This window comes from Pseudarthrobacter naphthalenicus, from assembly GCF_029076445.1.
In the GTDB taxonomy this organism is placed as follows: domain Bacteria; phylum Actinomycetota; class Actinomycetes; order Actinomycetales; family Micrococcaceae; genus Arthrobacter; species Arthrobacter naphthalenicus.
The window spans coordinates 151,381-178,159 of record NZ_JARESG010000004.1; the positions used below are offsets into that span (position 1 = coordinate 151,381).

21 protein-coding genes, 2 pseudogenes and 1 riboswitch are annotated in these 26,779 nt (G+C 67.2%); of the genes and pseudogenes, 16 read left to right on the forward strand and 7 right to left on the reverse strand.

Annotated elements, in window-relative coordinates; genetic code table 11:
* Positions 1-188 precede the first annotated feature (188 nt).
* Positions 189-566: a hypothetical protein gene (locus tag PY310_RS05760; protein ID WP_275213318.1), complete on the forward strand. Its 378-nt coding sequence runs from the start codon at positions 189-191 to the stop codon at positions 564-566.
* A 581-nt stretch (positions 567-1,147) separates the two neighbouring features.
* On the opposite strand, the gene PY310_RS05765 is transcribed toward PY310_RS05760, so the two are convergent.
* The 7 genes from PY310_RS05765 to PY310_RS05795 all read right to left on the reverse strand — a co-directional run bounded on the left by PY310_RS05765 (position 1,148) and on the right by PY310_RS05795 (position 9,289).
* On the reverse strand, positions 1,148-2,827 hold the full coding sequence (locus PY310_RS05765; protein WP_275213319.1) for an alkaline phosphatase D family protein: 1,680 nt from the start codon (positions 2,825-2,827) through the stop codon (positions 1,148-1,150).
* Between the two features lie 143 nt (positions 2,828-2,970).
* A complete protein-coding gene (locus PY310_RS05770; protein ID WP_275213320.1) occupies positions 2,971-4,068 on the reverse strand; it encodes an LCP family protein in 1,098 nt (365 codons plus the stop codon).
* Between the two features lie 131 nt (positions 4,069-4,199).
* Positions 4,200-4,853 carry an arsenate reductase/protein-tyrosine-phosphatase family protein gene (locus PY310_RS05775; protein WP_275213321.1) on the reverse strand — a complete coding sequence of 218 codons (654 nt, stop codon included), beginning with the start codon at positions 4,851-4,853 and terminating at the stop codon, positions 4,200-4,202.
* Positions 4,854-4,968: 115 nt separating this feature from the next.
* Positions 4,969-5,877, reverse strand: coding sequence for a F510_1955 family glycosylhydrolase (locus PY310_RS05780; protein WP_342755734.1), 909 nt, complete (start codon positions 5,875-5,877; stop codon positions 4,969-4,971).
* 52 nt (positions 5,878-5,929) lie between these two features.
* The gene (locus PY310_RS05785) at positions 5,930-6,556 is read right to left on the reverse strand and encodes a DUF305 domain-containing protein (protein WP_275213323.1); all 627 of its coding nucleotides are present in this window, start codon (positions 6,554-6,556) and stop codon (positions 5,930-5,932) included.
* A gap of 55 nt (positions 6,557-6,611) precedes the next feature.
* Positions 6,612-7,151: a hypothetical protein gene (locus PY310_RS05790; RefSeq protein ID WP_275213324.1), complete on the reverse strand. Its 540-nt coding sequence runs from the start codon at positions 7,149-7,151 to the stop codon at positions 6,612-6,614.
* On the reverse strand, positions 7,148-9,289 hold the full coding sequence (locus tag PY310_RS05795; RefSeq protein ID WP_275213325.1) for a heavy metal translocating P-type ATPase: 2,142 nt from the start codon (positions 9,287-9,289) through the stop codon (positions 7,148-7,150). The genes PY310_RS05790 and PY310_RS05795 overlap by 4 nt, the downstream gene beginning before the upstream one ends.
* Before the next feature lie 326 nt (positions 9,290-9,615).
* Between PY310_RS05795 and PY310_RS05800 the strand changes: the two genes are divergently transcribed.
* The 15 genes and pseudogenes from PY310_RS05800 (at position 9,616) to purU (ending at position 26,704) form a co-directional block, all read left to right on the forward strand.
* Positions 9,616-10,332: a PAS and ANTAR domain-containing protein gene (locus tag PY310_RS05800; protein ID WP_275213326.1), complete on the forward strand. Its 717-nt coding sequence runs from the start codon at positions 9,616-9,618 to the stop codon at positions 10,330-10,332.
* Positions 10,333-10,374: 42 nt separating this feature from the next.
* Positions 10,375-10,749: an ArsR/SmtB family transcription factor gene (locus PY310_RS05805; RefSeq protein ID WP_275213327.1), complete on the forward strand. Its 375-nt coding sequence runs from the start codon at positions 10,375-10,377 to the stop codon at positions 10,747-10,749.
* Between the two features lie 245 nt (positions 10,750-10,994).
* Positions 10,995-11,918, forward strand: a pseudogene (locus tag PY310_RS05810) (cation diffusion facilitator family transporter).
* 88 nt (positions 11,919-12,006) lie between these two features.
* Positions 12,007-13,308, forward strand: a complete 1,302-nt coding sequence (locus PY310_RS05815) for an alpha/beta hydrolase (protein ID WP_275213328.1) — start codon at positions 12,007-12,009, stop codon at positions 13,306-13,308.
* Positions 13,309-13,419: 111 nt separating this feature from the next.
* Complete coding sequence (locus PY310_RS05820) at positions 13,420-14,004, forward strand: histidine phosphatase family protein (protein ID WP_275213329.1); 585 nt, start codon at positions 13,420-13,422, stop codon at positions 14,002-14,004.
* An 80-nt stretch (positions 14,005-14,084) separates the two neighbouring features.
* Entirely contained in the window at positions 14,085-14,507 is a 423-nt protein-coding gene (locus PY310_RS05825; protein ID WP_275213330.1) for a LapA family protein, read from the forward strand.
* 188 nt (positions 14,508-14,695) lie between these two features.
* Positions 14,696-14,793: riboswitch (glycine riboswitch) on the forward strand.
* 158 nt (positions 14,794-14,951) lie between these two features.
* Positions 14,952-17,813 carry an aminomethyl-transferring glycine dehydrogenase gene (gene gcvP, locus PY310_RS05830; RefSeq protein ID WP_275213331.1) on the forward strand — a complete coding sequence of 954 codons (2,862 nt, stop codon included), beginning with the start codon at positions 14,952-14,954 and terminating at the stop codon, positions 17,811-17,813.
* A gap of 11 nt (positions 17,814-17,824) precedes the next feature.
* The gene (gene gcvT / locus PY310_RS05835) at positions 17,825-18,937 is read left to right on the forward strand and encodes a glycine cleavage system aminomethyltransferase GcvT (RefSeq protein ID WP_275213333.1); all 1,113 of its coding nucleotides are present in this window, start codon (positions 17,825-17,827) and stop codon (positions 18,935-18,937) included.
* A gap of 251 nt (positions 18,938-19,188) precedes the next feature.
* The gene (gene gcvH / locus PY310_RS05840; protein ID WP_275213334.1) at positions 19,189-19,572 is read left to right on the forward strand and encodes a glycine cleavage system protein GcvH; all 384 of its coding nucleotides are present in this window, start codon (positions 19,189-19,191) and stop codon (positions 19,570-19,572) included.
* Positions 19,569-20,876, forward strand: a complete 1,308-nt coding sequence (gene glyA, locus PY310_RS05845) for a serine hydroxymethyltransferase (RefSeq protein WP_275213335.1) — start codon at positions 19,569-19,571, stop codon at positions 20,874-20,876. Before gcvH ends, glyA begins: the two co-directional genes overlap by 4 nt.
* 154 nt (positions 20,877-21,030) lie before the next feature.
* A complete protein-coding gene (locus PY310_RS05850) occupies positions 21,031-22,443 on the forward strand; it encodes an L-serine ammonia-lyase (protein ID WP_275213337.1) in 1,413 nt (470 codons plus the stop codon).
* Between the two features lie 13 nt (positions 22,444-22,456).
* A complete protein-coding gene (lipA, locus tag PY310_RS05855) occupies positions 22,457-23,467 on the forward strand; it encodes a lipoyl synthase (RefSeq protein WP_275213338.1) in 1,011 nt (336 codons plus the stop codon).
* Positions 23,468-23,531: 64 nt separating this feature from the next.
* Positions 23,532-24,365 (forward strand): methylenetetrahydrofolate reductase, encoded by an 834-nt coding sequence (locus PY310_RS05860; RefSeq protein ID WP_275213339.1) that lies wholly within the window; start codon positions 23,532-23,534, stop codon positions 24,363-24,365.
* 4 nt (positions 24,366-24,369) lie between these two features.
* Positions 24,370-25,849: pseudogene (locus tag PY310_RS05865) on the forward strand (amino acid permease).
* Complete coding sequence (gene purU / locus PY310_RS05870; protein WP_275213340.1) at positions 25,850-26,704, forward strand: formyltetrahydrofolate deformylase; 855 nt, start codon at positions 25,850-25,852, stop codon at positions 26,702-26,704.
* Positions 26,705-26,779: the final 75 nt, after the last annotated feature.

Below are 26,779 nucleotides of genomic sequence, written 5' to 3' on the forward strand. Positions count from 1 at the left end.
TTTCTGCCGGTGCAAACCACTACTGGGGGCGTACCCAGTTTCGTGCCCGGATAACGCTGAATGTGGCTTGCCACAGAGTCATTCACCGGACCTTGACAGGGCGTCATTACCGCGCGGTAATTGTAAGCACACTTCGTAAATTGGGGTCGATCATGAGAAACCTGATACCGAGAGGCACTCTCCGCAAAATGCTGTTGCCGCCCACTTTTGGGCTGCACCTGACCGGGCCCGCAGACTTCACCGTGCTCTCGGTGGAGGTCTGGAGCACCTGCCTGGTGGTGAACCTCCATGTTGAATCCTCGGCCGACAAAGCAGTCCCCGAGATCGCCATCGAGGACCACTGGGGCACCGAATACACCCTCCGGGACTCCGCCAGCCTGGGCTCGCGGAACCTGCAGGTGTTCACGCCGTCCGTGCCGCCCGGCACCAGGAGCCTGACCATCCGGTCCACCGACGCCGCCGAGCCCCGCCTCGTGGTGACCTTCGCCGTCCCCGTAATGCACGACGACGACGAGCTGGACCGGGCATCGGCCTACCAACCGCACCGCCTCCGCCGCCCCGCATAGGTTCTGCGCGTACGCGCACCGCGGCATCCCCGGACCGCGCCGCACTCACCGCGCCCTCCTGCCCCAACGCTCTCTCACTTAATGCGGGCTTTTAAGGGACGCTCTATCACTTACCGGTGCGCCGGCGTCGGGCACTGAGAGAGCGTTTGGAATATATCCACATTAAGTGAGCGAGCGTTGGGGAATTTGCCACATTAAGTGAGAGAGCGTCCCGGGTACGGGGCAGGGGCGAGACGGGGCGGGACGGGGGGACGGGGGACGGAGGGCGGGCGTATCCTGATCACGCAAAGGCGCATCCGCCCAGCGTGAGAGGGGAAGCTTAATGACCATCCCGCCAGTGCACGAACCCGAGCCGTTTCCGCCGGAGCCCGGACCCGACCCGTTTACTCCGGACCCCACCCAACCAGGCCACCCGGGACCCGCCAGGCCCAGCCCCGTCCCGACGCCTGAACCGCCCGGGCCACTGCCCATCCCGGATCCGGGGCCCACGCCCCTGCACCCGGACCCCACCCGGAGCTGACACAGATGGCCCCCGGCTTCGAGCCGGGGGCCCTCTCCGTCCATGTCAGCGGAACAACGGGCTACCGCTCCGGCGTCAGCACCTTGGAAAACACCGTGGCGCCGTTGGCGTCGCGGAGGCTGGCCGTGAACGTGTTGTCCTCGCCGAGCTGGACGTGCCCGAAGAACTGGCTTTCGCCGTCGCGCGGGGACTGATTCACTGTCCGGCCGGCCTTGGCGAACACCACCTCCGGCCCGAACGTGGCGTCCATGGCGTTGGGACCAAACGAGCCGGCGGCGATGGGACCGGCCACGAACTCCCAGAACGGGTCGAAGTCGGTGAAGGCAGCCCGTTCGGGGGAGTAGTGGTGGGCTGCGCAGTAGTGCACGTCGGCGGTCAGCCACACCACGTTCTTCACCCGGTTCCGCTTGAACGCGCTGAGCACGCCGGCGATCTCCAGCTCACGGCCCAGCGGGGCGCCCGGATCGCGGTTGGACACGCTCTCCTCGTTGACCGGGCCGTCCGGGACCACGATGCCCAGCGGCAGGTCGGCCGCGATGACCTTCCAGGTTGCCTTGGACTTCGACACTTCGCGGATCAGCCAGTCCGCCTGCTCCTGGCCCAGGATGTGCGTGGCGTACGCTTCTTTCCCGTCCGTGTTGGGGGACTTGAACGTGCGCATGTCCAGGCAGAAGATGTCCAGCTGCGGGCCGCGGGTGATCTTCCGGTAGATGCGCGCCGGCTGGTACTGCCCGTCGTCGTCGAACGATCCCGGCCGCCACAGCGCCGAACTGTCCGCGATGGGCATGTTCTCCTGCCACGCCTGCCGGCCGCGGGCGGCGAGGGTGTTGACGTCGCGGACGGTGTAGCGGGCGTCGTCGATGATCTGGCCCGGGTACCAGTTGTTGTGGGTCTCGTGGTCATCCCACTGGGCGATCACCGGGACGTCCGCGAACATGGCCCGCATGTTGGCGTCCAGTGAGTTGTAACGGTGCCGGCCGTGGAATTCGGTGAGGGTTTCGGCCACCTTGGACACTTCCTCCGTGACCAGGTTCCGCCAGATCTGGCCGTCCGGTTCCACGACCGTTTCGGCGATCGGCCCGTCGGCGTAGATGGTGTCGCCGGAGTGGATGAAGAAGTCCGGGCGGGTGTTGTGCATGGCCCGGTAGCCGCGCATCCCGCCGACTTCCTCGTTGATGCCCCAGCCCTGGCCGGCGGTGTCGCCGGTCCAGACAAAACTTTGAACGGACGACGCCGAACCGCCGGCCTGGGAGCCTCCGTTGCCGTTGGTGCCGCTCTTGAAAGTCCCGGCGTCCGGTGCCGTACGGAAGGTGCCGCTGATGGTCTCGCCCGCGGCGCCGTCCTCGTCCTCGAAGCTGATGTCGAGGGCGAACCGGGTGTTGGCGGGCAGGCGGCCTGCGTGGATCTTGGCAGTGAAGTCGGAGGCCTGGGTGGCGCGGGGGCCACGGACGGTCCGCTCAAAGGCGCCCCGCCCGCCCACTGTGGCGCCGCCGTCGTCCACGGCCCGGAGGGTGGCCAGCATCCGGCCGGGACCCGAGGCGCGCGACCAGAGGACAGCGGAATCGGCGGTGACATCACCGGTGGCGATCCCGCTGGGGAGGGTGAGCCGGTTGCGGACCAGCGGAATGCCCGACGGCGTGGGGCCGGCGGGTGCGGCGGCCCGGGCGGTGGCGGGTGCGGCCGCGAGTGCTGCGGCGAGGACGGATCCCTTGACGATGGTGCGGCGTGAAAGTTCAGTCATGCCTCCACCCTTCATGCCGCGGGCACACGCACCCCTACCCGCAGGTAAACGCCGAATGTGCCGCACCGGAACAGCTCCCGCGGCCGGGCGGCTCCGGCGGCTGGCCGGCGTCCGGGGCTGGCCGGCTCCCGGGCAACCCCACATCAGTGGGCCGATATATACTCCGGCAGGCGCCCTTCGCGCATGGCGGCGGCCACCTGCGCGATGCCGTCGTAGTCGGGGAGAATCACCGAGGCCCCGCCGGCAGCGGTGCCCGGGCCGGCGGTCGGCAGCGTGAGGGACACGTAGCTGTCGGGGTTGATCCCGCGCATCGCATAGGCCAGGACGGCCACGCCCACCGGGTCGAAGCCCTGGTCCACGGTGAGGTAGTTCCCGGCGAGGTTCACCAGGGCACGCAGGGCCGTGACGTCGCGGAGCACGCCGTTGCCGGTCAGGCGGGCGAGGACGGCGCGGAGGAAGGTCTGCTGGTTGCGGACCCGCTGGTAGTCGCCGTCACCGAAGGCATAGCGTTCCCGGACGAACTCCAGCGCCGCCTGGCCGTCGAGGTGGTTGATGCCCTTGGTAAAAACGTGCTGGGTTTCGTGTGTGGACTGGAACGGCAGGGCCACGTCCACGTCGATGCCGCCGAGTTCGTCCGTGAGTGACCTGAACCCGTTGAAGTCCAGCATGATGGTGTGGTCGATGCGGGTGGCCATCAGGTTCTCCACCGTTTTGGCCACCAGGGGGATGCCGCCCACCAGCAGGCTGTCGTTGATCTTGGAGGCGCCGTAGCCGGGGATGGTCACGTACAGGTCCCGCATGATGGAGACCACGTGCACGCTCCGTCGGTCCGCCGGGACGTGGACCAGCATGATGCTGTCGGCCCGCTGGTCCTGGTACGCGCCGGTGGTCTGCGTGATGGCCGCCTGTTCCCGGGCATTGCCGCGGCTGTCGCTGCCGATCAGCAGGATGTTCATGGGCACTGCCCTGAGTTCGGCGATGGGTTCGGGCGTGGGGGTGGGCGCCGTTGTTGAGGGCGTCCCGGACGGGGTGGGTGTAGCGGTCTCGGTGGGTTTGGGTGCGCCGGCGATCTGCGCGGGCGGCCGGTTGAAGACAAGGGCGGATACAGCCACCAGGACCACCAGCACAACCGACAGGACGGCCGCGACGATGCGGCGGAGCCGCAACTCCCTGAGGGCGGCGGCTTCGTTGCTGTCCGCGCCCGGGCCAATTCGATCAGGACCGCCGGGGGTACTCACCATGACTTAGTGTCCGCCCCCGGGGCCGGTTCCCGCCATAGCCTGCGGGTTGTCTTTTTCCCATCACCTGGCTTGAACGCGGTGCAGGTCCCTGGCGTGCGGCGGGTTTTGGACGCACGACGCCGGCAGCCGGGTTAAGCGGGCACGTTCAGCCGGGCGTGGCGCAGCACAGAGATGATCGCCGGCGCGAGTTCGTCTTCCATTTGGCGGTAGACCTCGGGGCCGCGGCGGTAGGGGTCGATGATGTCGTTCTCCGCGGAATCCGCCGGGAGGGACAGGTGCCGCACGGACGCGGCCCGGGCGGGCAGCCCACGCCAGAAGGCGGTGTTGGCACTGAGGGGATCGCCGCCGTCGGCCGTTTCCACGGGCACCGGTTGGCCGCCGGCGCGGCCGTCCAGGACATCGAGCATCCGCGCGAACTCGCGGATGGTGAAGGTGCGCTTGAGCAGGGAGGCGTCCAGCTGCAGCACCTCGCCGCGGTGGCCGGAAGTCATGGTGAGCACCAGGTCCACGCTGCGCAGGATCTTGCCGGTCAGCTGGCGGGACACAAACCCGTCCGGGTTCCCGCCGAACGTGCGGACGATGTCCCCCGAGAGGGGCTGCATGGGATCGCCCACCATGGCCCGGGTCCCCGCGCTGGACACCTCAAATCCGCCCGGAAACACCTGGTCCAACCCTGCCTGCAGCAGCCGTTCGGCCACCGGGGAACGGCAGATGTTGCCCGTGCAGACGGTCAGGATTTTCACCGGGGCGGCGTCGGGGGAGGGGGCAGGTGCGGGGGATTCCACGGAACTTCTCTTTCCAGCCGGGGCACCGGACCGGGTACGGCCGGGCATCTTTCAACTTAACACGTGTGGCCCCGCGATGCCCGGCGCCCCTCCTCAACGCCGGTCCCCGACCGGGTTAGTCGGCTGCCCGGGGCCCGAATGTGGCGCCGCCATCGGTGGAGAGCACCACTTCGTTGGATGTGGCGACCCATACCCGGGTGTCGGCCTCCGGGCCCTCCACGGCCGCTATCGCCTGGACTTGCCCGTCAATCCGTCCCTTCGCTGACCAGGTGGCCCCGCCGTCGGCTGAAGAGTGGACGGCGCCGCCCGGTTCCACGCCGATTGCCTTGGCGGGGCTGGCGAACGTGACGTACTGGATGATGGGGGCGGCCGGGACCAGGGCCCAGGTCCTGCCGCCGTCGGTGGAGCGCTGCAACCCATCCTGTGTGGTCGCGAGGACCGTGTCACTGGTGGGGTCCGCGGCCAGCGCTGCAGGAGCGAACCCGGCCGACTGCACGGACCAGGTCTTCCCGTCAGGGCTGGTGCGCAGGGTGCCGTCGAAGGCCACGAGCCCGGACTTGGCCGCGGTCAGCGCGTGGAAGTCCGATTCGCCCTGGCGCGACAGCGGCTCCCAGGACTTGCCGCCGTCGGTGGATTTGATCAGGCCGAGAGGGTTGGGCAGGTCTGAACCTGGCCCGGGGTGGCCGGAGGCGAACAGGACGCCCTGCTCCGCGCCGGCGGTGAAGCCCATGAGGTCGTTGGTGCCGCCGAGTTTGGTGGCCGGCTGGGTGGTGACATCGAAGAGGCCCTCGTGGGTGGCCAGGAGAATCTGGTCCGTCTCACGGTTCACGCTCAGGCCGTGGACGTGGCTGCCGGGCAGCCCCGACGCGGAGGTGGCCGGGGCAGGAATGCCCGAACTGCCCGGCGAAGCGGGTGCGCAGGCGGAGACGGCGAGGAGGAGGGCGGCGGCAGCGGCCGTTGAGACGTACCGGGGGCGGGCGAAGGCATGCAGGGGCAAGGGAAACTCCAGATGGTGGAACGGCAAGGGGTAACGGTGGGACGCCGGCCTGGACGGGCCGGCGCCCCGGGGCTGCTGGCTAGAGTTTGGCGAGCAACGCCCTCATTTCGGTGATCTCGGTTGACTGTGAGGCCACGATGTCCCGGCACAGCTGGATGGTGGCGGGGTACTTGCCGGCGCGGATCTCCTGGTTGGCCATGTCGATGGCGCCTTCGTGGTGGCCGATCATCTCCTCGAGGAACTGCCGGACGGCGTCGGTCCCTTGGGCTGACTTCAGCCTGTCAATCCCGGCGGCGTCCACCATGCCTCCCATCGCGTGGCCGGGTGCGTTGGTGCCGTTCATCATTCCGGTGGGCTGGTTCCAGGCCTCCAGCCAGCCTTGCATGGTCTTGATTTCCGGCGCCTGCGCCGCCTTGATCTTGGTGGCGAGGGCGGTGACGTCGGCCGGGATGCCTTGCTTGGCGAGGAGGATGTCGCTCATCTCCACCGCCTGGGCATGGTGCGGGATCATCATTTGGGCGAACATGATGTCCGCCTGGTTATGGTCGTCGTCGGCGTCGGGCATCATGCCGGACATGGGACCTGAGCTGCCGTGCATGCCGGACATGGGAGTCCCGGCGGGCGTGGACGTGGTTGCGCAGCCGGCCAGGCCGAGGGACGCTGCCAGGGCGGCGGCGATTGAGATGGTTTGGAATTTCGAGGTCATGGAAGGGTCCTTCAAACGTTGGGAACTGGTGGTGGTGTGGTGACGCAGTTCCGGTTTACGTCCGGCTGATGGACAGTTCGCAGGGTGTTGGGCTCGAGGGAGTGTGGGCATACGCGACGGCCGGACCGGTGCGGGTTCCGGGTGCCGCCGCGACATCCAGGCGGCTTTCGAGGGGCGGGAACACCGTCAGCGCGCCGGCCTTGGCCGACGGTACACAGGCGGCGCCGGTCTCCTGAACGCGGTGGCAGGACCCTGCGCAGGAGGTGGCCCCGGCAGCGTCCGCGTGCACGGCGCCCTTAGTGTGTACGGCGTCCGGGGGCACGGCGTGCAGGTGCCCTGCCGCGGCGTGTTCAGCGCCGGCGTCGAGCACGTTCGCGTAGACCGCTTGAGCGTGGCCGTCACTTACCGGCACCGCTGCGGCGTGCTGGCCGTGGGCGGCGTGATTGCCGGTCATCACGTGCATGCCGAAGAGCCCGGCGATGATTGCGAGCACCGCCGCTGCCAGGGCGCCACGCTGCAGGAGCGTTTGGGAAAAGCCCGCATTAAATGAGAGAGCGTTGGGGAAAAACCCACGGTAAGTGAGAGAGCGTTTCATTGGACCTCGGCGGGGTTGAGCTTGATGCGCCGCAGCAGCTGGGCGTTGAGTGCCACCACAATGGTGGAAACGGACATCAGCACCGCGCCGGCGGCGGGGGAGAGCACCACGCCGGCGAAGGCCAGGACGCCGGCGGCCAGCGGCACAGCCAGGATGTTGTAGCCGGTGGCCCACACCAGGTTCTGCCACATCTTGCGGTAGCTGGCCCGGGAGAGGTCCAGCATGGACAGCACCGCCCGGGGATCGTTCCCGGCCAGGACCACGCCCGCTGATTCCATGGCAACGTCGGTTCCGGCGCCGATGGCGATTCCCACTTCAGCCCGGGCGAGCGCGGGGGAATCGTTGACGCCGTCGCCCACCATGGCCACCTTGAGCCCTCGGGACTGCAGCTCCGCCACCTTCTTGTCCTTGTCCGCGGGCAGGACCTCCGCGAACACCTCGTCGATGTGCAGCTCCTCCGCCACGGCGCGGGCCACCTGGTGCGCATCGCCGGTGATCATGCCCACCTTGACGCCGCGGTTCTGCAGGGCGGCCACGGCCTGCCGCGACTCGGCCCGGACGGCATCTTCCAGGCTCACGGCACCCAGCACCTGGCCGCCGTCGATCACGTGCAGCACGGCGGCGCCGCGGTCCATCCAGGCCTGGGTGGACCGCGCCAGGGATTCAGGGACGACGACGCCGAGCTCGCGCAGGAGCGCGGGTCCGCCGACGTGGACCATGCGTCCGTCCACGCTGGCACGGACGCCGCGTCCGGTGAGCGAGCTGAAGTCACTGGCGGCAGGCAGCGTGAGGTTCCGCTGGTTCGCGGCCCGGACGATGGCGCGGGCAGTGGGATGTTCGCTGTCGGATTCCACGGCGGCGGCCAGGGCCAGCAGGCGGTCGTTGTCCCCGCCGGGCGCCACGGCGATGTCCTTGAGGTCGGGTTCGCCGGTGGTCAGGGTGCCGGTTTTGTCGAACATCACCACGTCGATGGTGCGCATGCGTTCGAGCGCCATGCGGTTCTTGATCAGCACACCGGCCCGGGCTGCCTGTTCGGTGGAGATGGCGATCACCAGCGGAATCGCCAGGCCCAGGGCGTGCGGGCAGGCAATCACCAGGACGGTGACGGTGCGGGTGACGGCCTCGGGCACACTGCCCAGCAGGGTCCAGACGATGAACGTGATGACGCCGGCGCCGGCCGCGAAGTAAAACAGGAAGGCCGCGGCGCGGTCGGCCAGGGCCTGGGCCTTCGAGGACGAGGCCTGGGCTTCCGCCACGAGGCGCTGGATCCCGGCCAGGGCCGTATTGTCGCCCACGGCGGTCACCTGGACGCGGACGCTGTTGTCCGTGGCCACGGTTCCGGCCACCACGGCGTCGCCCACGGTCCGGGGCACGGTCCTGGATTCGCCTGTGATCATGGATTCGTCGAATTCGGCCTGGCCGTCCACCACGGTTCCGTCGGCCGGCATCCGGGCCCCGGAGCGGACCAGGACAATGTCGCCTTCCCGCAGTTCGGAGACGGGCACTGTCTCCGTGACGCCGTCCGTGATGCGGTCCGCCTCATCGGGCAGCAGCGCGGCGAGGGCATCCAGCGCGCCCTGGGCCGAGCCGAGGGCGCGCATTTCAATCCAGTGACCCAGGAGCATGATGGCCACCAGCAGGGCCAGTTCCCACCAGAAGTCCAGGTCGAAACCGCCGATTCCCAGGCTGGTGATCCAGGACGCGGCAAACGCCACGCTGATTGCCATGGCGATCAGCAGCATCATGCCCGGCTGGCGGTCCTTCAGTTCCTGGACGCCGCCCCGCAGGAACGGCTGGCCGCCGTAGAAGAAGATGACTGTGCCCAGCACGGCGGGGATCCAGGCTGAGCCCGGGAACTCCGGCGGCATGTAGCCCAGCAGGTGGCCCACCATGGGGCTGAAGTACACCACGGGCAGCGCGAGGACCAGGGTGAGCCAGAAGCGGTTCTTGAACATGGCCGTGCTGTGGCCGGCGTGCTGGCCGTGGGTGTGGACGGTATGTTCGTCGTTGTGGGGGCCGGGCGCGCCGTGGTGCGAGTGGACCGGGGCATCAGGCTGGGTGTGGACGTGCGCCGGTGCATCGTCCTGGCCCTGCACGCCGAGCTGGCCGGCGGGATGCTGGTGGTTGTGGTGTTCCATGTCAGTTTCCATTCCTTGGCGAGGAAGTGATGGGCGCTGGGGTTGAACGGCTGTGACGGCGGTGCGGGGCATCGCCTGGACATACCACTTCACTGACAACACTTCCGAACATACCCCTAGGGGGTATTAGAGTCAAGCGGTTCCGGGTCGCCGGGGGTGGCTGAAGTGTGGCGCAGGCCCCCTATTTCGGGCTTTCTCGCTGGCCTGAAGGCGGCGTCATACCGAACGAACGGAGCCGCCGGGAGTGCATATACCTGCATGGTAGTGGCAAGATTGCAGGAGCGCGGCCGCCAATGGCGACGGCTGGAGAATTTTGGAGGTACCCCATGGCTCGGCTCAACAGCCCCATGACTTATTCGAGTGCACTTGGTGCCGAACAATGCCTGGCGGGCACGTTCCGCGTGGAGTTGCCGGCACAGACGGCGGAGTGGTCCGACGGCATGTACCAGGTCCACGGCTACCAGCGCGGCGAGGTTGTTCCCACCTTGGCCCTGATGTACTCCCACAAGCACCCGGAGGACAGGCCCTGGTGCAAGGACATCGGGGAGAAGATCAGCACGGCCGGCGGCTACTTCTGCACGTATCACCGGATCATCGACGCCCAGGGCCGCGTCCGCCACGTCCTCACCTCGGGCGACGCGATCCGGGATGGCGAAGGAAACATCACGGCGGTGGAAGGCGTCACGCTGGACCTGACCTCCACGCTGCGTCGTGAGACGGAGCAGACAGCACGCGACGCCGTGGTTGCCGCCACGTCAACGCGGACCGTCATTGACCTGGCCCGGGGCATGCTGATGGGAAAGCTCCTGATCGGTTCCGATGATGCGTTCCAGCTTCTCGTCAGCGACAGCAGCCGCCGCAACATCAAACTGGCTTTGGTGGCCGCGGAGTTGGTGGCACTGGCCGAACGCCCGGACGGCGCCGCTGGCCTGGAAGAGGCCGTCCAGCGCATGCTGGCGTGGCCGAAAGCGGCCCCGGCGGCCGCGGCGGCCGCGGGGGCCGCGGGGGCCGCGCGAAGCGATGTGAACGCAAACCGCCCTTAATGGCATTTGGCGCAGCAGGTCCTGCTGTGTCATTATCTGCGTATGAATGCAGATATGAAGACTTCCGTGCTGGCGCCGGACAGTCAGTACGTGGAGCTGGCCGTGGAAGTCTTTGCCATGCTGGCCGATGCCACCCGCGTACGGATGATCCTGGCCCTCCGCGACGGCGAGCTTCCGGTCAACGCGCTCGCAGAGATCGCCGAAAAATCCCCGGCCTCGGTATCGCAGCACCTGGCCAAGATGCGGCTGGCCCGGCTGGTGGCCACCCGCCAGGAGGGCACTAAGGTCTTCTACCGGCTGCAAAACGCCCACGTCTGGCAGTTGGTGGCTGACGCGATCCATCAGGCGGAGCACTCCCTGGGGACTGCCCCCAACCATGGCATGGCCCCCCATGCTCCGCGGGAGGCCGGCGAATGAGCCCCGAGCAGGCCGGTACGGGCAGTCGCCAGCATCTGCACCCGGAAACGCACGACGGCGGCCCTCACCACCCGGAGGACGCGCACCACGGCCACGATCACCATGGCGTCGATCACCATCACGATCACCCTGGCGCTGACCACCACCACGATCACCCCCACGAAGATCATGACCATCACCACGATCACAGCCACGACGATCATGGCCATCACCACGCCACGGGCTTCAAAGGCTGGCTTCACGAGGTGTTCGTCCCGCACTCGCACGATTCCGCCGACTCGGTGGATGACGCGCTCGAGAGCAGCGCGCAGGGCATCCGGGCCGTCAAGATCTCGATGGTTGGCCTCGGCGCCACCTCAGTGTTCCAGCTGGCCATCGTCCTGATCAGCGGATCCGTGGCGCTGCTGGCGGACACGGTCCACAACTTCTCCGATGCCCTCACGGCGGTCCCGCTGTGGATCGCGTTCATGCTCGGACGCAGGCCCGCCTCCCGGACCTTCACCTACGGCCTGGGCTAGGCCGAGGACCTGGCCGGCCTGTTCATCGTGGCCATGATCGCCCTTTCAGCGGTGGTTGCCGCCGTCGAATCCATCCGCCGTTTCTTTGAGCCGCAGCCCGTGCACAACCTCGGCTGGGTGCTGGCGGCAGGGCTGGTGGGCTTTGCCGGCAATGAGCTCGTGGCCATCTACCGGATCCGGGTGGGCCGCCGGATCGGCTCGGCGGCGCTGCTGGCGGACGGCATCCACGCCCGGACGGACGGGTTCACCTAGCTGGCCGTGGTGGCGGGCGTCGTCGGCATCTGGCTGGGCTTCCCGCTGGCGGATCCCATCGTGGGCCTGGTCATTTCGGTGGCCATCGGCGTCCTGCTGTGGGGCACCGTCCGCGACGTCGGCCGCCGGCTGCTGGACGGCGTCGATCCTTCCCTAACGGACCGGTTGGCCGCCCTGGTCGCGGAGACTGCCCCGGCCGGAAGCTCCTCGCGGCTGCGGTGGAGCGGCCACCGCCTGTACGCGGAAATCACGGTCCCGGCCGCCGCCGGCACGCACCTGGGGGAGTTCGCCGCCGTCGCACATGAGCTGGAAGCGAAGGCGCGCGGTTCCCTGCGCAACCTCGGTTCGGTCACCGTTGTGCCGGCAGTGGGAAGCGATCCTGCCAGTGATGCCCGCTGAGCTGCTGCTCTCTGCTGGTGCCAGTCGATTTACTTTTGACCGGCCGGGTATCATCGGCCGGGTGAGCGGCACCCCGACGATTCACTAGGTGGATTCATCCCTTCTGGCCCTCAATATCGTTGAAGGCCCACTGATTGTGGTTTGCTACGTGCTCAGTGCTGTCTGCGGCGCGGTCCTTCTGCTGCGCCGGCCGCGGCGTGCGGCGGTGGTTACCTGGCTGGCAGGAGCTGCGGGCGCCTTGGTGGGGGCCGTGGTCCTCTTGGTTGCGGAGCGCCTCCTGCACGCTTTCGGCGGCCCCCTGGGGTGGCATGTCCGGATCTGGGTCCTGCTGTTCTTCGCCGGGCTGGGGGTCTGCGGGGCCAATCTGCGCAAGTCACGTCCCTGGCGGAAGGTTCTGGCCTGCGTGGGGGCCCTGCTGTTTGCCCTCACCGCGACGCTGGGAATCAACGCGTTCTACGGACTGCACCCCACAGTGGCCTCATTCCTTGGCATTTCCCTTGCGCCGAAGGTGGACCTGGAGCCCGTGCAGCCTCACACTCCGGCCCCGCGCCAGGCGGCTCTGTGGGAGAGCTGGAAGCCGCCGGCGGAGCTGCCGGCCGAAGGCACCACCGCCCAGGTTGTCATTCCGCCGACGATTTCCGGCTTTGCATCCCGGCCGGCCGGGCTTTACCTGCCCCCGGCGGCCCAGGTTCCCAACCCGCCCGCCCTCCCGCTGGTGGTGCTGATGATGGGCCAGCCGGGAGATCCGGACCCCCAGTATGTGGCCGCTGTCCTGAACTCCTACGCCTCCCAGCATGACGGCCTGGCACCGATCGTCGTCGTGGCCGACCAGCTGGGCGACCCTTTTGTTGACAACCTCTGCCTGGACACGCCCCTCCACGGCCGGCCGGAGACGTTCATTAACCGCGACGTCGTGGACTGGGCGCGTCACCACCTGAACATCATCGACGACCGCAAATACTGGACCATCGCCGGATACTCCCACGGTGGCCAGTGCGCCATTTCCTTTGCCGCGAAATACCCCTCGACCTGGGGCAATGTGCTGGATATCTCCGGTGAGGAATACCCGGGGGCGGAAGAGCCCGAGGCCAACCTTCGCGAAGTGTTCGGCGGGAACCAGGCAGCCTACGACGCAGTCAAGCCCCTCAACATCATGAAGCAGCGGACCTATCCCGACATGGACGCGATCTTCACCGCGTCCACGGATGACCCCGTCTACCTGGACGCGTCCCGCCGTCTGGGGGCGGCCGCCGCGGCCGCGGGAATGACCGTAACCAACTACGAGGTTCCCAACGGCGGCCACGTCATCGGGGCGCTGAACGGCGGCCTCAACAAGGGGTTCGAAGTGCTCTATCCGCGGCTCGGACTCTCGCGGCCGGGGGCGCCGTAGCCCGGGCTCCTTCGGGGTTGGCAGGACGGGCGCTGCCCCGGCACGCCCGCCGTCGTTGCCGGCACGCCCGCCGTTGCCGGTCACGCCCCGCCGTCGGGGACAATGGAAGGCATGACCCTCACGACGTTCGCCCTCGTCCGCCACGGCCAGACCGACTGGAACGCCGAGCGCCGGCTCCAGGGTGCCACCGACATTCCCTTGAACGACGTCGGCCGCGGGCAGGCGCGCGATGCCGTGGCCAACCTTTCCGGCCACGACTGGGACACCGTGGTGTCTTCACCGCTCAGCCGGGCCGCTGAAACGGCGAACCTGATTGCGGAGGGGCTCGGGCTCAGCGTGGCCCGGCACGTCCCGGAGCTCACCGAGCGCAGCTTCGGGCTGGCGGAGGGCATGCAGGCGGGCCCCGAACTGGAGGCCCTGCGCATTCCCGGTGGTTTCCAGGGCGCCGAAAGCGAGGACGACGCCGCCGTCCGCGGGCTGAATGCGCTCGAAGCCCTGGCCGAGGAATTCAGAGGCCAGCGTGTCCTGGTGGTGGCCCACGGCACACTCCTGCGGGTCAGCCTCAGCCGCGCCATCGGCCGGAGCCTGCACAGCATCGACAACGCCGTGCTCAACCTGGCCCACCACCACGTGAACGACGGCTGGCGCCTGGAGTTCTACAACGGCGAGCGGCTGGCCGCCGACGCCCCGGCCTGACCGCATTTCGCATCGATGAGCCTTCCGGGCCACCGGCCCGGTTGCCCGTCAAAGCCCCCGCGGAGGGGGACAATGGCGCTATGAGCTCAGAAGAACCGCTGCAACCGTCAGACGTTCCTCCCACCCCCACGTCCCGGCCCGCGGACCAGCCCGCTTCAGCATCCCAGCCCGCCGTCCGGCCTGCCACGCCCGCTTCCCCAGTCACGCCGGCCCCTCCAGGTCAGCGGAACGCGGCTGACGGCACCCGCACCACGCGGGCGGCGGTCATCTGGAGCGCGGTGGCGGTCAGTCTCGTGGTGCTGGTGCTCCTGATCATTTTCTTCATCCAGAACCAGGACATGGTCGCCGTCAGGTTCCTTGTCTGGGAGGGCAGCCTCTCGCAGGGGGTGGCCTTCTTCATAGCTGCCGTCGGCGGCGGAATCCTGGTGGCCATCGCCGGGGGAGCGCGCATCCTGCAGCTGCGGCACAACGAACGGCGCCGGCGCAAGGGCACCGACGCTTAGCCAAGAGCGGACTTCTTACACCAGCGCGGGGTCACTCCACGCCCGATAAACCCTAAATATTGGGCGGGAAGTGACCCCGCGTTGGTTTGGTGCGGGGTTGTGACAGCCGTCGCGGTGCGGAGAATTGCGAGCGGCACCGGGACAGGATAAGCTGTGAGGCGTGTCACGGAATTCTGTGGCATGGCTTTTGATCTGCGGCGGGAGAGTCCTGCCAGTACGTTAAGCAGGCGCCGTAGGAGCAAATCCTCTCCGGGAATCTCTCAGGCCCACGTACCGCCGCGGTTAGGCAACTCTGGAAAGTAGTCCGGCAACGGGCTCACCGACGGTGCAAGCATCACCCGTAAAAGCAGGTGGCGCGGAAACTCTCAGGTCCAATACAGAGCGGGGAGGAACCCGAATCAATGTGGCGTACCCAGCACGCCACCTGAATTATGGAGTTCCTTCATGACAGTCCAGTCGTCCCCCACCACCTTTGCCGATCGGCATATCGGTGCGCGCAGCCAGTCGCACATTGAAACCATGCTCAAGGCCGTCGGCTACGACACCGTAGACGGCCTCGTGGACGTTGCCGTCCCGGATTCCATCCGCCAGGCCAAGCCGCTTGCCCTCAAGGACGCCCTCAGTGAGGTTGAAGTCCTGGCCGAGCTGCGCAAGCTCGCCGGCAAGAACAAGACCGCCGTCCAGATGATCGGCCAGGGCTACTACGACACCGTCACGCCCGCCGTGATCCGCCGCAACATCCTCGAAGCTCCGGCCTGGTACACCGCCTACACCCCGTACCAGCCCGAAATTTCCCAGGGCCGGCTCGAAGCGCTGCTGAACTTCCAGACCATGGTCCAGGACCTCGTCGGCCTGCCCATCGCCAACGCCTCCCTGCTGGACGAAGCCACCGCCGTGGCCGAAGCCGTCCTCATGATGCGCCGTGCCAACAAGAACAAGGAAGCGCACGACGGCAAGACCGTCCTGGACGCCGACGTCATGCCGCAGACCATCGCCGTGGTCAAGGGCCGCGCAGAGGCGCTGGGCTTCGAAGTCGAAGTTGCCGACCTGTCCAAGGGCCTGCCCGAGGGCGTCATCAACGGCATCGTCCTGCAGCAGCCGGGCGTCTCCGGCCGCGTCTTCAACCACGCCGAGGTCATCGCCGCAGCCAAGGAACGCGGCGCGCTGGTCACGGTCGCCGCTGACCTGCTCGCCCTGACCCTGATCACCCCTCCCGGTGAGCAGGGCGCTGACATCGCCGTCGGCTCCACCCAGCGTTTCGGCGTCCCGCTGTTCTTCGGCGGCCCGCACGCTGCCTACATGGCCGTGGCCAAGGGCCTGGAACGCTCCATGCCCGGCCGCCTGGTGGGTGTCTCCAAGGACGACGCCGGCCTGCCCGCCTACCGTCTGGCCCTGCAGACCCGCGAGCAGCACATCCGCCGTGAAAAGGCGACCTCGAACATCTGCACCGCGCAGGCCCTGCTGGCCATCGTGTCCTCCTTCTACGCCGTGTACCACGGCCCGGACGGGCTGAAGGCGATCGCCGAGCGCACCCACAACCACGCCCGCACCCTGGCCACCACGCTGCAGGCAGCCGGCCGCGAACTGCTCTCCGACACCTTCTTCGACACGCTCACCGTCAGCGTCCCGGGCAAGGCAGACAAGGTCATCGCAGCCGCCGAGGCACGCGGCATCAACCTGCGCCACATCGACGCGGACACCGTCGGCGTCTCCGTGGATGAAACCACGACGGCGGATGTCCTGTCCTCGGTTGCCGTCGCCTTCGGTGCTGGCCCCTCCGCCGAGGCCAAGGGCTTCGACCTGCCCGCCGACGTGCTCCGCACGTCCGCTTTCATGCAGCACCCGGTGTTCAACACGCATCGTTCCGAAACCCAGCTGCTGCGTTACATCCGCAAGCTCTCCGACCGGGACCTGTCGCTGGACCGCACCATGATCCCGCTGGGCTCCTGCACCATGAAGCTGAACGCCACCGCCGAGATGGAAGCCATTTCCTGGCCGGAGTTCGCCTCCATCCACCCGTTCGCTCCCGAGTCCCAGACCGTGGGCTGGCGCGAACTGATCAGCGGCCTCGAAGCTGACCTTGCCGAGATCACCGGCTACGACCAGGTCTCCCTGCAGCCGAACGCCGGTTCCCAGGGCGAGCTCGCCGGCCTGCTGGCCATCCGCGGCTACCACCGCGCCAACGGCGACGCCCAGCGCAACGTCTGCCTGATCCCGGCCTCGGCCCACGGCACCAACGCCGCCTCCGCCGTCCTGGCCGGCATGAAGGTTGTTGTGGTGGCCACGGCCGCTGACGGCACCATCGACCACGCGGACCTGTTCGCCAAGATCGAGGCCCACAAGGACGTCCTCTCGGCGATCATGATCACCTACCCCTCCACCCACGGCGTGTACGACGCCGACGTGACTGAGATCTGCGACGCCGTGCACGCTGCCGGCGGCCAGGTCTACGTGGACGGCGCCAACCTGAACGCCCTCGTGGGCCTGGCCCAGCCGGGCAAGTTCGGCGGCGACGTCTCGCACCTGAACCTGCACAAGACCTTCTGCATCCCGCACGGCGGCGGCGGACCCGGCGTTGGCCCGGTCGCGGCCAAGGCGCACCTGGCTCCGTTCATGCCCGGCGATGCCAACAACGCTTCCTCCGGAAACGCAGCAGAAGGTCACGGCGTGGCCATCTCGGCGTCGAACTTCGGTTCGGCCGGTGTCCTTCCGATCTCCTGGGCCTACGTGAAGCTCATGGGTGCCGAGGGCCTGAAGGAAGCCACCAAGAGCGCGCTGCTCGCAGCGAACTACGTCGCGGCACGCCTGAATGAGTACTTCCCGGTCCTGTACACCGGCGAGGGCGGGCTCGTGGCACACGAGTGCATCCTGGACCTGCGCGCCCTGACGGCCAAGACCGGCGTCACTGCTGAGGACGTGGCCAAGCGACTCATCGACTACGGCTTCCACGCCCCCACTCTGGCGTTCCCGGTTGCCGGCACGCTGATGGTGGAGCCCACCGAGTCCGAGGACCTGGCGGAGATCGACCGCTTCATCGAAGCGATGATCACCATCCGCAAGGAAATCGACCAGGTGGCCAACGGCGACTTCACCGTGGATAACTCCCCGCTGCGCAACGCACCCCACACCGCGTCCGCCGTCGTGAACTCCGACTGGACCCGCGAATACAGCCGCGAACAGGCCGTCTTCCCCGTCCACCACCTCAAGCAGGACAAGTACTTCCCGCCCGTGGGCCGTATTGACGGCGCCGGCGGCGACCGCAACCTCATCTGCTCCTGCCCGCCGCTCTCCGAATTCGAAAACTAAGGACTCCGGACATGACTGAGAACTACACCGCGCTCTACGAAGAGCACAAGAAGCTCGGCGCCTCCTTCACCGATTTCGGTGGCTGGCAGATGCCCCTCAAGTACAGCTCCGAGCTGGCCGAACACCACGCGGTCCGCAATGCTGCCGGCCTCTTCGACCTCTCCCACATGGGCGAAGTCTGGGTCAGCGGCCCCGCCGCCGGCGCGTTCCTGGACTACGCCCTCGTGGGCAAGCTCTCCGCCATCGCGGACGGCAAGGCCAAGTACTCGCTGATCTGCAACGCCGACGGCGGCATCATCGATGACCTGATCGTCTACCGTTTCGGGGACGAGAAGTACCTCGTGGTCCCCAACGCGGGCAACGCCCCCACCGTGGCCGCGGCCCTGGCAGAGCGCGCCGCAGACTTCGACGTGAAGGTGGAGGACGCCTCCGCGGCGACCTCGCTGATCGCCGTCCAGGGCCCGAAGGCCGAGGCCATCCTGCTGAAGCTGACCGATGAAGCCCAGCACGCGCTGATCACGGACCTGAAGTACTACGCGTTCAACGAGCTCACCATCGCCGGACACGACGTCATCCTGGCCCGCACCGGCTACACCGGTGAGGACGGCTTCGAACTGTTCATCCCGAACGCCGACGCCGCTGACCTGTGGGCCAAGGTGGCCGAAGCCGGCGAAGAGTTCGGCATCATCCCGTGCGGCCTCGCGTCCCGCGACTCGCTCCGCCTGGAAGCCGGCATGCCGCTGTACGGCAACGAGCTTTCCCTCGAGCGTTCACCGTTCGACGCCGGCCTGGGCCCGGTTGTGGCGCTCAAGTCCAAGGAAGGCGACTTCGTGGGCCGCTCCGCCCTCGAAGCTGCCAAGGAGGCCGGTTCCAAGCGCAAGCTCGTGGGCCTGAAGGGCCTCGGCCGCCGCGCCGGCCGTGGCGGCTACCCGGTCCTCAAGGACGGCAACGTCGTGGGCGAAGTGACCTCCGGCCAGCCCAGCCCCACCCTCGGCTACCCTGTTGCACTGGCCTACGTCGACGTCGAGCACGCCGAACTGGGCACCGCCCTGGACGTGGACCTGCGCGGCAAGGCAGAACCTTTCGAGGTCGTCGCCCTCCCGTTCTACAAGCGCGCCAAGTAGCCCTCCTGGGGCTGGGGCTGACATCCTCTGCATGCTGCTCGTTCCTCGCTTTGACGCAAGCTGCCGGATGCCAGCCCCACCCCCACCTCCGGGGATTGGCTCAAAACCCCGGGCTGCCGGCCCCTCGAGTCCACCACCCCCCGAACGCTCTCTCACTTAATGCACGTTTTTGGGCAACGCTCTCTCACTTAATGTGGGTTTTGGGCGGACGCTCTCTCACTCTTTGAACTCCAAACTTAAGGAAACACACCATGGCCAAGGTTGCCGCTGAACTGAAGTACTCCGCCGAGCACGAGTGGATCGCCGCTGATGGCGACGGCCCGTCGACTGTTGGCGTGTCCGCTGTTGCCGCCGAAGCGCTGGGCGACATCGTGTACGTGGACTTGCCCGAGGTTGGTACCACGGTGACTGCAGGCGAGACCTGCGGCGAGATCGAGTCCACCAAGTCCGTCTCGGACCTGTACTCACCGGTTACCGGCGAGGTCACCGAGATCAACGACGACGCCGTGGCCGATCCCGCTCTGATTAACTCGGATCCCTACGGTGCCGGCTGGCTGTTCAAGGTCACCGTGACCGAAGAGGGCCCGCTGCTCTCCGCCCAGGAATACGCCGAAGCCAACGGCGGCGAACTGTGAGCACCACAGCTGAAGCCACTTTCGAGCAGGTGGTCTCGCCGAGCCTGAACGCCGACCTGAGCACGCTGGACCCGGAAGTCGCCGTCAAGATCGACGCCGAACTCACCCGCCAGCGCGACGGCCTGGAAATGATCGCCTCGGAGAACCACACCGCCGTCGCCGTCATGCAGGCCCAGGGCTCGGTCCTGACCAACAAGTACGCCGAGGGCTACCCGGGCAAGCGCTACTACGGTGGCTGCGAGCACGTGGACGTCATCGAGCAGCTGGCCATCGACCGGGTCAAGGCACTGTTCGGTGCCGAGTTCGCCAACGTGCAGCCGCACTCCGGCGCGCAGGCCAACGCCTCGGTCATGCACGCGCTGATCAAGCCGGGCGACACCATCATGGGCCTGAACCTGGCCCACGGCGGCCACCTCACCCACGGCATGAAGATCAACTTCTCCGGCAAGCTCTACAACGTGGTCCCGTACCAGGTCCGCGAAGACACCCACACGATTGACATGGCCGAGGTGGAGCGCCTGGCGCTGGAAACCAAGCCGCAGCTGATCGTTGCCGGCTGGTCGGCGTACGCCCGCCAGCTGGACTTCGCCGAGTTCCGCCGGATCGCCGACCTGGTGGGCGCTTACCTGATGGTGGACATGGCGCACTTCGCCGGACTGGTGGCAGCAGGCCTGCACCCGAGCCCGGTGCCGCACGCCCACGTTGTCACCTCCACCACGCACAAGACCCTCGCCGGTCCGCGCGGCGGCATCATCCTCTCCAACGATCCCGCGATCGCCAAGAAGATCAACTCTGCTGTCTTCCCCGGCCAGCAGGGCGGCCCGCTGGAGCATGTCATCGCCGGCAAGGCCGTGGCCTTCAAGATCGCGGCAACGCCGGAGTTCAAGGAACGCCAGGAGCGCGTCCTCGCGGGCGCCAGCATCCTGGCCGACCGCCTGGTCCAGCCGGACGTCACCGCCAAGGGAATCTCCGTGATCTCCGGCGGCACCGACGTGCACCTGGTCCTGGTTGACCTGCGCAACTGCGAGCTCGACGGCCAGCAGGCCGAGGACCGCCTGGCCGCGATTGACATCACCGTCAACCGCAACGCCGTGCCGTTCGATCCGCGCCCGCCGATGGTCACCTCCGGTCTCCGCATCGGCACCCCCGCCCTGGCCACCCGTGGTTTTGGCGAGGCAGCGTTCCGTGAAGTTGCGGACATCATCGCCGAGGCATTGATTGCCGACGCCGACGCGGACCTTTCCGGCCTGCGTCACCGGGTTGAGGCACTCGCCGCAGCCCACCCGCTTTACCCGGGGCTCTAGTCACCTCCGGTGCCGGCGGACCGGACTTTTCACGCGTGCTGCTCGTACCTCGCTTTGACGCACGCTTTCGAAAAGTCCGGCTCCGGCCGGCACCTCGTGCGGCACCGTCTACTGCGGTGCCGCATCACGAAGAATTAGTTAGTTAGGAACCGTCATGGCCGTTGGAGTCTTTGATCTCTTTTCCATTGGCATTGGGCCGTCGAGCTCGCACACTGTGGGGCCGATGCGCGCTGCCGCCGTGTTTGCCGAGGAGGTGCGGACCGCCGGCGTTCTGGACAGGGTCGCCGGGCTGCGGGTGGACCTGTACGGGTCGCTCGCCGCGACCGGCCACGGCCACGGCACCATGACGGCCATCCTGCTGGGCCTGGAGGGGTTCCACCCCGAGAAGATCCTGCCGGCCGAGGTGGAGGAGCGGCTTGCCGCGATCGCCGAGACCGGGATGCTGAACCTTGCCGGCGCCGGTGAAGGCGGCGGCGTGCAGCTTCCCTACGGCGTCACGGACATGATCCTGCGCCCGCTGACCATCCTGCCCCGGCACACCAACGGCATGACCTTCACGGTCTCCGACGAAAACGGCGAGGAACTCCACAAGGCCACGTTCTTCTCCGTGGGCGGCGGCTTCATTGTCCGCGACGGCGAAGAGGACGCGGCCCTGAAGGAGCTCGACGAGTCCAAGAAGGAACTGCCGCTGCCGTTCCGCACGGCCGCCGAACTGCTGGGCCGGTGCCAGTCCAAGGGCCTGTCCATCGGCGAGATCATGTTCGTCAACGAACGCGCCTCCCGCACCGAGGAGGAGATCCGCGAAGGGCTGCTGCACATCTACTCCGTCATGGAGGAGTGCGTGGAAGTCAGCCTCAAGCGCGAAGGTTTGCTGCCCGGGGGACTGAAGGTCCGCCGTCGTGCGCCTGATTGGCACGAACGCCTCCTCAAGGAGGACAAGGACCGGGACCCCAAGTACTGGCAGGAATGGGTGAACCTGATCGCCCTGGCGGTCAACGAGGAGAACGCATCCGGCGGCCGCGTGGTCACCGCGCCCACCAACGGCGCGGCCGGGATCATCCCCGCGGTCCTGTACTACGCACTGCATTTCGCACCCGGGATGGACAAGGCAACACAGGAAGACCGCGACGACGTTGTGGTCAAGTTCCTGCTCACGGCCGGTGCCATCGGGGTGCTTTACAAGGAACAGGCGTCCATTTCGGGCGCCGAGGTGGGCTGCCAGGGCGAGGTGGGTTCGGCGTCGTCCATGGCGGCGGCAGGACTCGCGGAGGTCATGGGCGGCACACCCCAGCAGGTGGAGAACGCCGCGGAAATCGCGATGGAACACAACCTGGGCCTGACCTGCGATCCGATCGGCGGCCTGGTGCAGGTTCCCTGCATCGAGCGGAACGCCATCGCGGCGGCGAAAGCCATCAACGCGGCCAAGATGGCGCTCTGGGGCGACGGCACCCACCGGGTGTCGCTGGACGAGGTGATTGTGACCATGCGGGAAACCGGCAAGGACATGAGCTCCAAGTACAAGGAAACAGCCATGGGCGGCCTCGCCGTCAACGTAGTGGAATGCTAAGGAAAGAGCACTGATGACACTGGCACCAGAAGGCCGGAAGCTGCTGCGCGTTGAGCAGCGTAACTCCGCTGTACCCGTGGAGCGGAAGCCGGAGTGGATCAAGGCCAAGGTCCAGATGGGTCCGGAGTATGTCCAGCTCAAGAACCTGGTCAAAAAAGAGGGCCTGCACACGGTCTGTGAAGAGGCTGGCTGCCCGAACATTTTCGAGTGCTGGGAAGACAAGGAAGCCACGTTCCTGATCGGCGGGTCCGAATGCACCCGGCGCTGTGATTTCTGCCAGATCGATACCGGCAAGCCGTCCCCGGTGGACATGTTCGAACCCACCAAGGTGGCCCGGAGCGTCCAGGCGATGCAGTTGCGCTACGCCACGGTGACCGGGGTGGCCCGGGATGACCTCGCCGATGAGGGTGTGTGGCTGTATGCCGAGACGGTGCGGAAGATCCATGAGCTGAACCCCGGCACCGGGGTGGAGCTGCTGATTCCGGACTTCTCCGGCAAGCCCGAGCACATCGCTGCGATCTGTGATTCCAAGCCTGAGGTGTTCGCGCACAACGTGGAGACCGTGCCGCGGATTTTCAAGCGGATCCGGCCGGCGTTCCGGTATGAGCGGTCCCTGGATGTCATCAGCCAGGGCCGGGCCCTGGGCATGGTGACCAAGTCCAACCTGATCCTGGGCATGGGCGAGACCCGCGAGGAAATCTCCGAAGCCCTCAGGGATCTGCATGAGGCCGGTTGTGACCTGATCACCATCACCCAGTACCTGCGCCCGTCCGAGCGGCACCTGCCGGTGGACCGCTGGGTCAAGCCGCAGGAGTTCGTGGACCTGCAGGACGAGGCGAACGAGATCGGGTTCCTCGGGGTCATGAGTGGCCCGCTGGTCCGTTCCTCCTACCGTGCCGGCCGGCTCTGGGCCACCGCGATGCGGAAGAAGGGCTGGGAAATCCCGGCCCAGCTCGCCCACATTGAGTCCTCCGGCAGCACCCGCCAGGAAGCCAGCTCACTGCTGGCCGCCCACGCCAGCTGACCGCGAGCTGACCGGAGCCGGTACCTGAAACCGGGCATCCCGGGCCGATATCACGAGAGGACCAATGATGTTCCCTGTAAGAATCGAAGTCATCCCCTCCACGGGGATTGTGGACCAGGTCCGGCAAACGGTACCGCTGACCACCACACTGACCGTCACATGCCTGCCGCACCACGGCATCGAACGGACCATGCGCGCCGCGGTGGAGCTGAGCATGCTCGGCTACACCGTGATCCCGCACCTGGCCGCGCGCAGCGTGCCGAGCCGGGCCCAGCTGACCGACATCCTGCGCGACTGCGATGTGGCCGGCATCGGCGAGGTGTTTGTGATCGGCGGAGACCGGAAGGACCCGGCCGGCCCGTACGGGTCGGCCCTGCCGCTGCTCGAAGACATCGCCCAGTACACCGGGGGCCGCATGCGCGCCGGCGTAGCCGGCTACCCGGAAGGCCACCCGTCGGTGGCCGCCCTGGACCTGATCGACGCCCTCCAGGAAAAGCAGCACCTGGCCACGAGCGTTGTCACCCAGATGTGTTTCTCCGCCCCGAAAATCCTCGACTTCGCGGCGCTCCTGCGCCGCGAGAACGTGGACCTGCCCGTCTGGGCGGGCGTGGCGGGGTCCGTCCCGCGGACCAAACTGGTCACCCTGGCCGCGCAGATCGGCGTCGGAAGTTCCCTGAAGTTCCTGAGCCGCAAGGGCCCGCTGGCGCGCAGGCTGCTCAGTGGCGACCGCTACTCACCCAACTCCCTGATGGCGGGGCTGCACGGCCAGCCCGGCATCGCCGGGATCCATCTTTACAGTTTCAACAACCTCGAAGCGGTCCCCGATGAAGTGGGTCCCGCATCTTCCCCCAAGGCACTCCAGCCGGCACTTATTCAAGGAGCAGCACGTGAGTTCTAAAACCATCAATTCCCCGGGCACGCCGCCCCACCTGGAGCGGCAGCTCAGCAACAGGCACATCCAGCTGATCGCCATTGGCGGCGCAATCGGCACCGGCCTGTTCATGGGCTCCGGCAAAACCATCTCCGCGGCCGGCCCGTCCGTCATCTTCGTCTACATGATCATCGGCTTCATGCTGTTCTTCGTCATGCGGGCCATGGGCGAGCTCCTGCTCTCCAACCTGCACTACAAGTCCTTCAGCGATTTCGCCGCCGACCTGCTGGGCCCGTGGGCCGGTTTCTTCACCGGCTGGACCTACTGGTTCTGCTGGGTGATCACCGGCATCGCGGATGTCATCGCCATCGCCGCCTACTCGGAGGAACTCTGGCCGGGAATTCCCTTGTGGATCCCGGGCATCGCCACCGTCATCATCCTCCTGGTCCTGAACCTCGCCACCGTCAAGGCTTTCGGTGAGACCGAGTTCTGGTTCGCCCTGATCAAGATCATCGCCATCGCTGCCCTGATCATTGTTGGCCTGTTCATGATTTTCAGCGGTTTCCAGTCCGACGCCGGCCCTGCCACCTTCACCAACCTGTGGAGCCACGGCGGCATGTTCCCGAACGAATTCATGGGCTTTGTAGCCGGCTTCCAGATCGCCGTGTTCGCGTTCGTGGGCATTGAACTCGTAGGCACCACCGCCGCCGAGGCCAAGGACCCGGAGAAGAACCTGCCCAAGGCAATCAACTCCATCCCCATCCGCGTGCTGCTCTTCTACGTAGGCGCCCTCATCATCCTGATCTCCGTCACCCCGTGGACCGAGTTCCGGGCCGGCCACAGCCCGTTCATCGCCATGTTCTCCCTGGCCGGTCTCGGCGCTGCAGCCACCATCGTGAACCTGGTGGTGCTGTCCTCGGCCATGTCCTCGGCCAACTCCGGCATCTACTCCACCTCCCGCATGGTCTACGGCCTGGCCCAGGAAGGCGACGCACCCGGCGTGTTCAGCCGCCTGTCCCGCCGAAAGGTCCCGCAGAACGCCCTGTTCCTCTCCTGCGTCCTGCTGCTCTCCGGCGTCATCCTCATGTACGCGGGCAAGGACATTGCCAAGGCGTTCGACATGGTCACCACCGTGTCCGCCGTCTGCTTCGTCTTTGTCTGGTCCATCATCCTGGCCAGCTACCTGAAGTTCCGCTCACGCCGCCCGCACCAAGTTCAAGATGCCCGGCGGTATCCCCATGGTCTGGGTGGTGTTCGCGTTCTTCGCCTTCGTCCTCTGGGCCCTGACCACGCAGCCGGACACCCTGACGGCGCTCCTGGTGACCCCCATCTGGTTCGTCATCCTCGGCGTTGCCTGGGTCATCATGCGCAAGCGCCCGTCCCACCTGGCCCGCTACGCCGAGTTCCAGAAAGACCTCGCCGGCGAGAAGGTAGTGGCCGAGGAGAAGGCCCTCGCCGAAGCCGACGCCGACGCCCAGGTGGCCGCCGGGAAAGCACCCCGGGAGCGCTGAATGGAAACCGAACACGTCCTCACCGTCAACTGCGCCGAGTCCCCGGGCATCGTTCACGCGATCACCGGGTACCTGCTGGACCACGACTGCGACATCATCGACACCAAGCACTTCGGTGACAGGCAGGCTCAGCAGTTCTTCATGCGGGTGCACTTCGCCTCCGGCAAGAAGGCCTTCAGCACCGAGGAGCTGCGCCGCGACTTCGAGCCGCTGGCAGCCGAGTGGGCCATGAACTGGCAGCTGGAGCCGAACGGCCGGAAACGCCGGGTCCTGGTGATGGTGTCCAAGTTCGGGCACTGCCTCAACGACCTGCTGTTCCGGGCCCGTACCGGGGACCTGCCGGTGGAGATCGTGGCCGTGGTCTCCAACCACACGGACCACCAGGCCCTGGTGGAATGGCACAACATCCCGTTCTTCCACCTGCCGGTCACAAAGGAAACCAAGCCGGCCCAGGAGGCACGGCTGCTGGAACTCGTGGACGAGTTTGATGTGGAGCTTGTGGTCCTGGCCCGCTACATGCAGGTCCTCAGCGACGAGCTCTCGGCGAAGCTGACGGGCAAAACCATCAACATCCACCACTCGTTCCTGCCCAGCTTCAAGGGCGCCAAGCCGTACCACCAGGCGTACGACCGCGGCGTGAAAACCGTCGGCGCCACGGCACACTACGTCAACGCCGAGCTGGATGAGGGGCCGATCATCGCCCAGCAGGTCATCGAGGTGGACCACACGCACACTGCCGAGGACCTGGTCCGGGTGGGCCGCGACGCCGAGTGCAAGGCGCTGTCCAACGCGGTGCGCTGGCACTGTGAAGGCCGGGTCATGCTCGACGGCGGGCGGACAGTCATTCTGCGCTGACCCTCCCGCGCGTCCCCCATCCCAACTAGGTAGCGCCAACTGTCGTTCTGAGCCCTCAGAACGACAGTTGGCGCT

Excerpts from the sequence above, each read along its gene's own strand:
- PY310_RS05790 (WP_275213324.1), bottom strand. The coding sequence starts at position 7,151 with ATGAAACGCTCTCTCACTTACCGTGGGTTTTTCCCCAACGCTCTCTCA.
- PY310_RS05820 (WP_275213329.1), top strand. The coding sequence starts at position 13,420 with ATGACCCTCACGACGTTCGCCCTCGTCCGCCACGGCCAGACCGACTGG.
- PY310_RS05770 (WP_275213320.1), bottom strand. The coding sequence starts at position 4,068 with ATGGTGAGTACCCCCGGCGGTCCTGATCGAATTGGCCCGGGCGCGGAC.
- gcvP (WP_275213331.1), top strand. The coding sequence starts at position 14,952 with ATGACAGTCCAGTCGTCCCCCACCACCTTTGCCGATCGGCATATCGGT.
- gcvH (WP_275213334.1), top strand. The coding sequence starts at position 19,189 with ATGGCCAAGGTTGCCGCTGAACTGAAGTACTCCGCCGAGCACGAGTGG.
- PY310_RS05760 (WP_275213318.1), top strand. The coding sequence starts at position 189 with ATGCTGTTGCCGCCCACTTTTGGGCTGCACCTGACCGGGCCCGCAGAC.
- lipA (WP_275213338.1), top strand. The coding sequence starts at position 22,457 with ATGACACTGGCACCAGAAGGCCGGAAGCTGCTGCGCGTTGAGCAGCGT.
- gcvT (WP_275213333.1), top strand. The coding sequence starts at position 17,825 with ATGACTGAGAACTACACCGCGCTCTACGAAGAGCACAAGAAGCTCGGC.
- PY310_RS05800 (WP_275213326.1), top strand. The coding sequence starts at position 9,616 with ATGGCTCGGCTCAACAGCCCCATGACTTATTCGAGTGCACTTGGTGCC.
- PY310_RS05785 (WP_275213323.1), bottom strand. The coding sequence starts at position 6,556 with ATGACCTCGAAATTCCAAACCATCTCAATCGCCGCCGCCCTGGCAGCG.
- PY310_RS05765 (WP_275213319.1), bottom strand. The coding sequence starts at position 2,827 with ATGACTGAACTTTCACGCCGCACCATCGTCAAGGGATCCGTCCTCGCC.
- PY310_RS05850 (WP_275213337.1), top strand. The coding sequence starts at position 21,031 with ATGGCCGTTGGAGTCTTTGATCTCTTTTCCATTGGCATTGGGCCGTCG.
- PY310_RS05795 (WP_275213325.1), bottom strand. The coding sequence starts at position 9,289 with ATGGAACACCACAACCACCAGCATCCCGCCGGCCAGCTCGGCGTGCAG.
- PY310_RS05860 (WP_275213339.1), top strand. The coding sequence starts at position 23,532 with ATGATGTTCCCTGTAAGAATCGAAGTCATCCCCTCCACGGGGATTGTG.
- PY310_RS05805 (WP_275213327.1), top strand. The coding sequence starts at position 10,375 with ATGAATGCAGATATGAAGACTTCCGTGCTGGCGCCGGACAGTCAGTAC.
- PY310_RS05825 (WP_275213330.1), top strand. The coding sequence starts at position 14,085 with ATGAGCTCAGAAGAACCGCTGCAACCGTCAGACGTTCCTCCCACCCCC.
- purU (WP_275213340.1), top strand. The coding sequence starts at position 25,850 with ATGGAAACCGAACACGTCCTCACCGTCAACTGCGCCGAGTCCCCGGGC.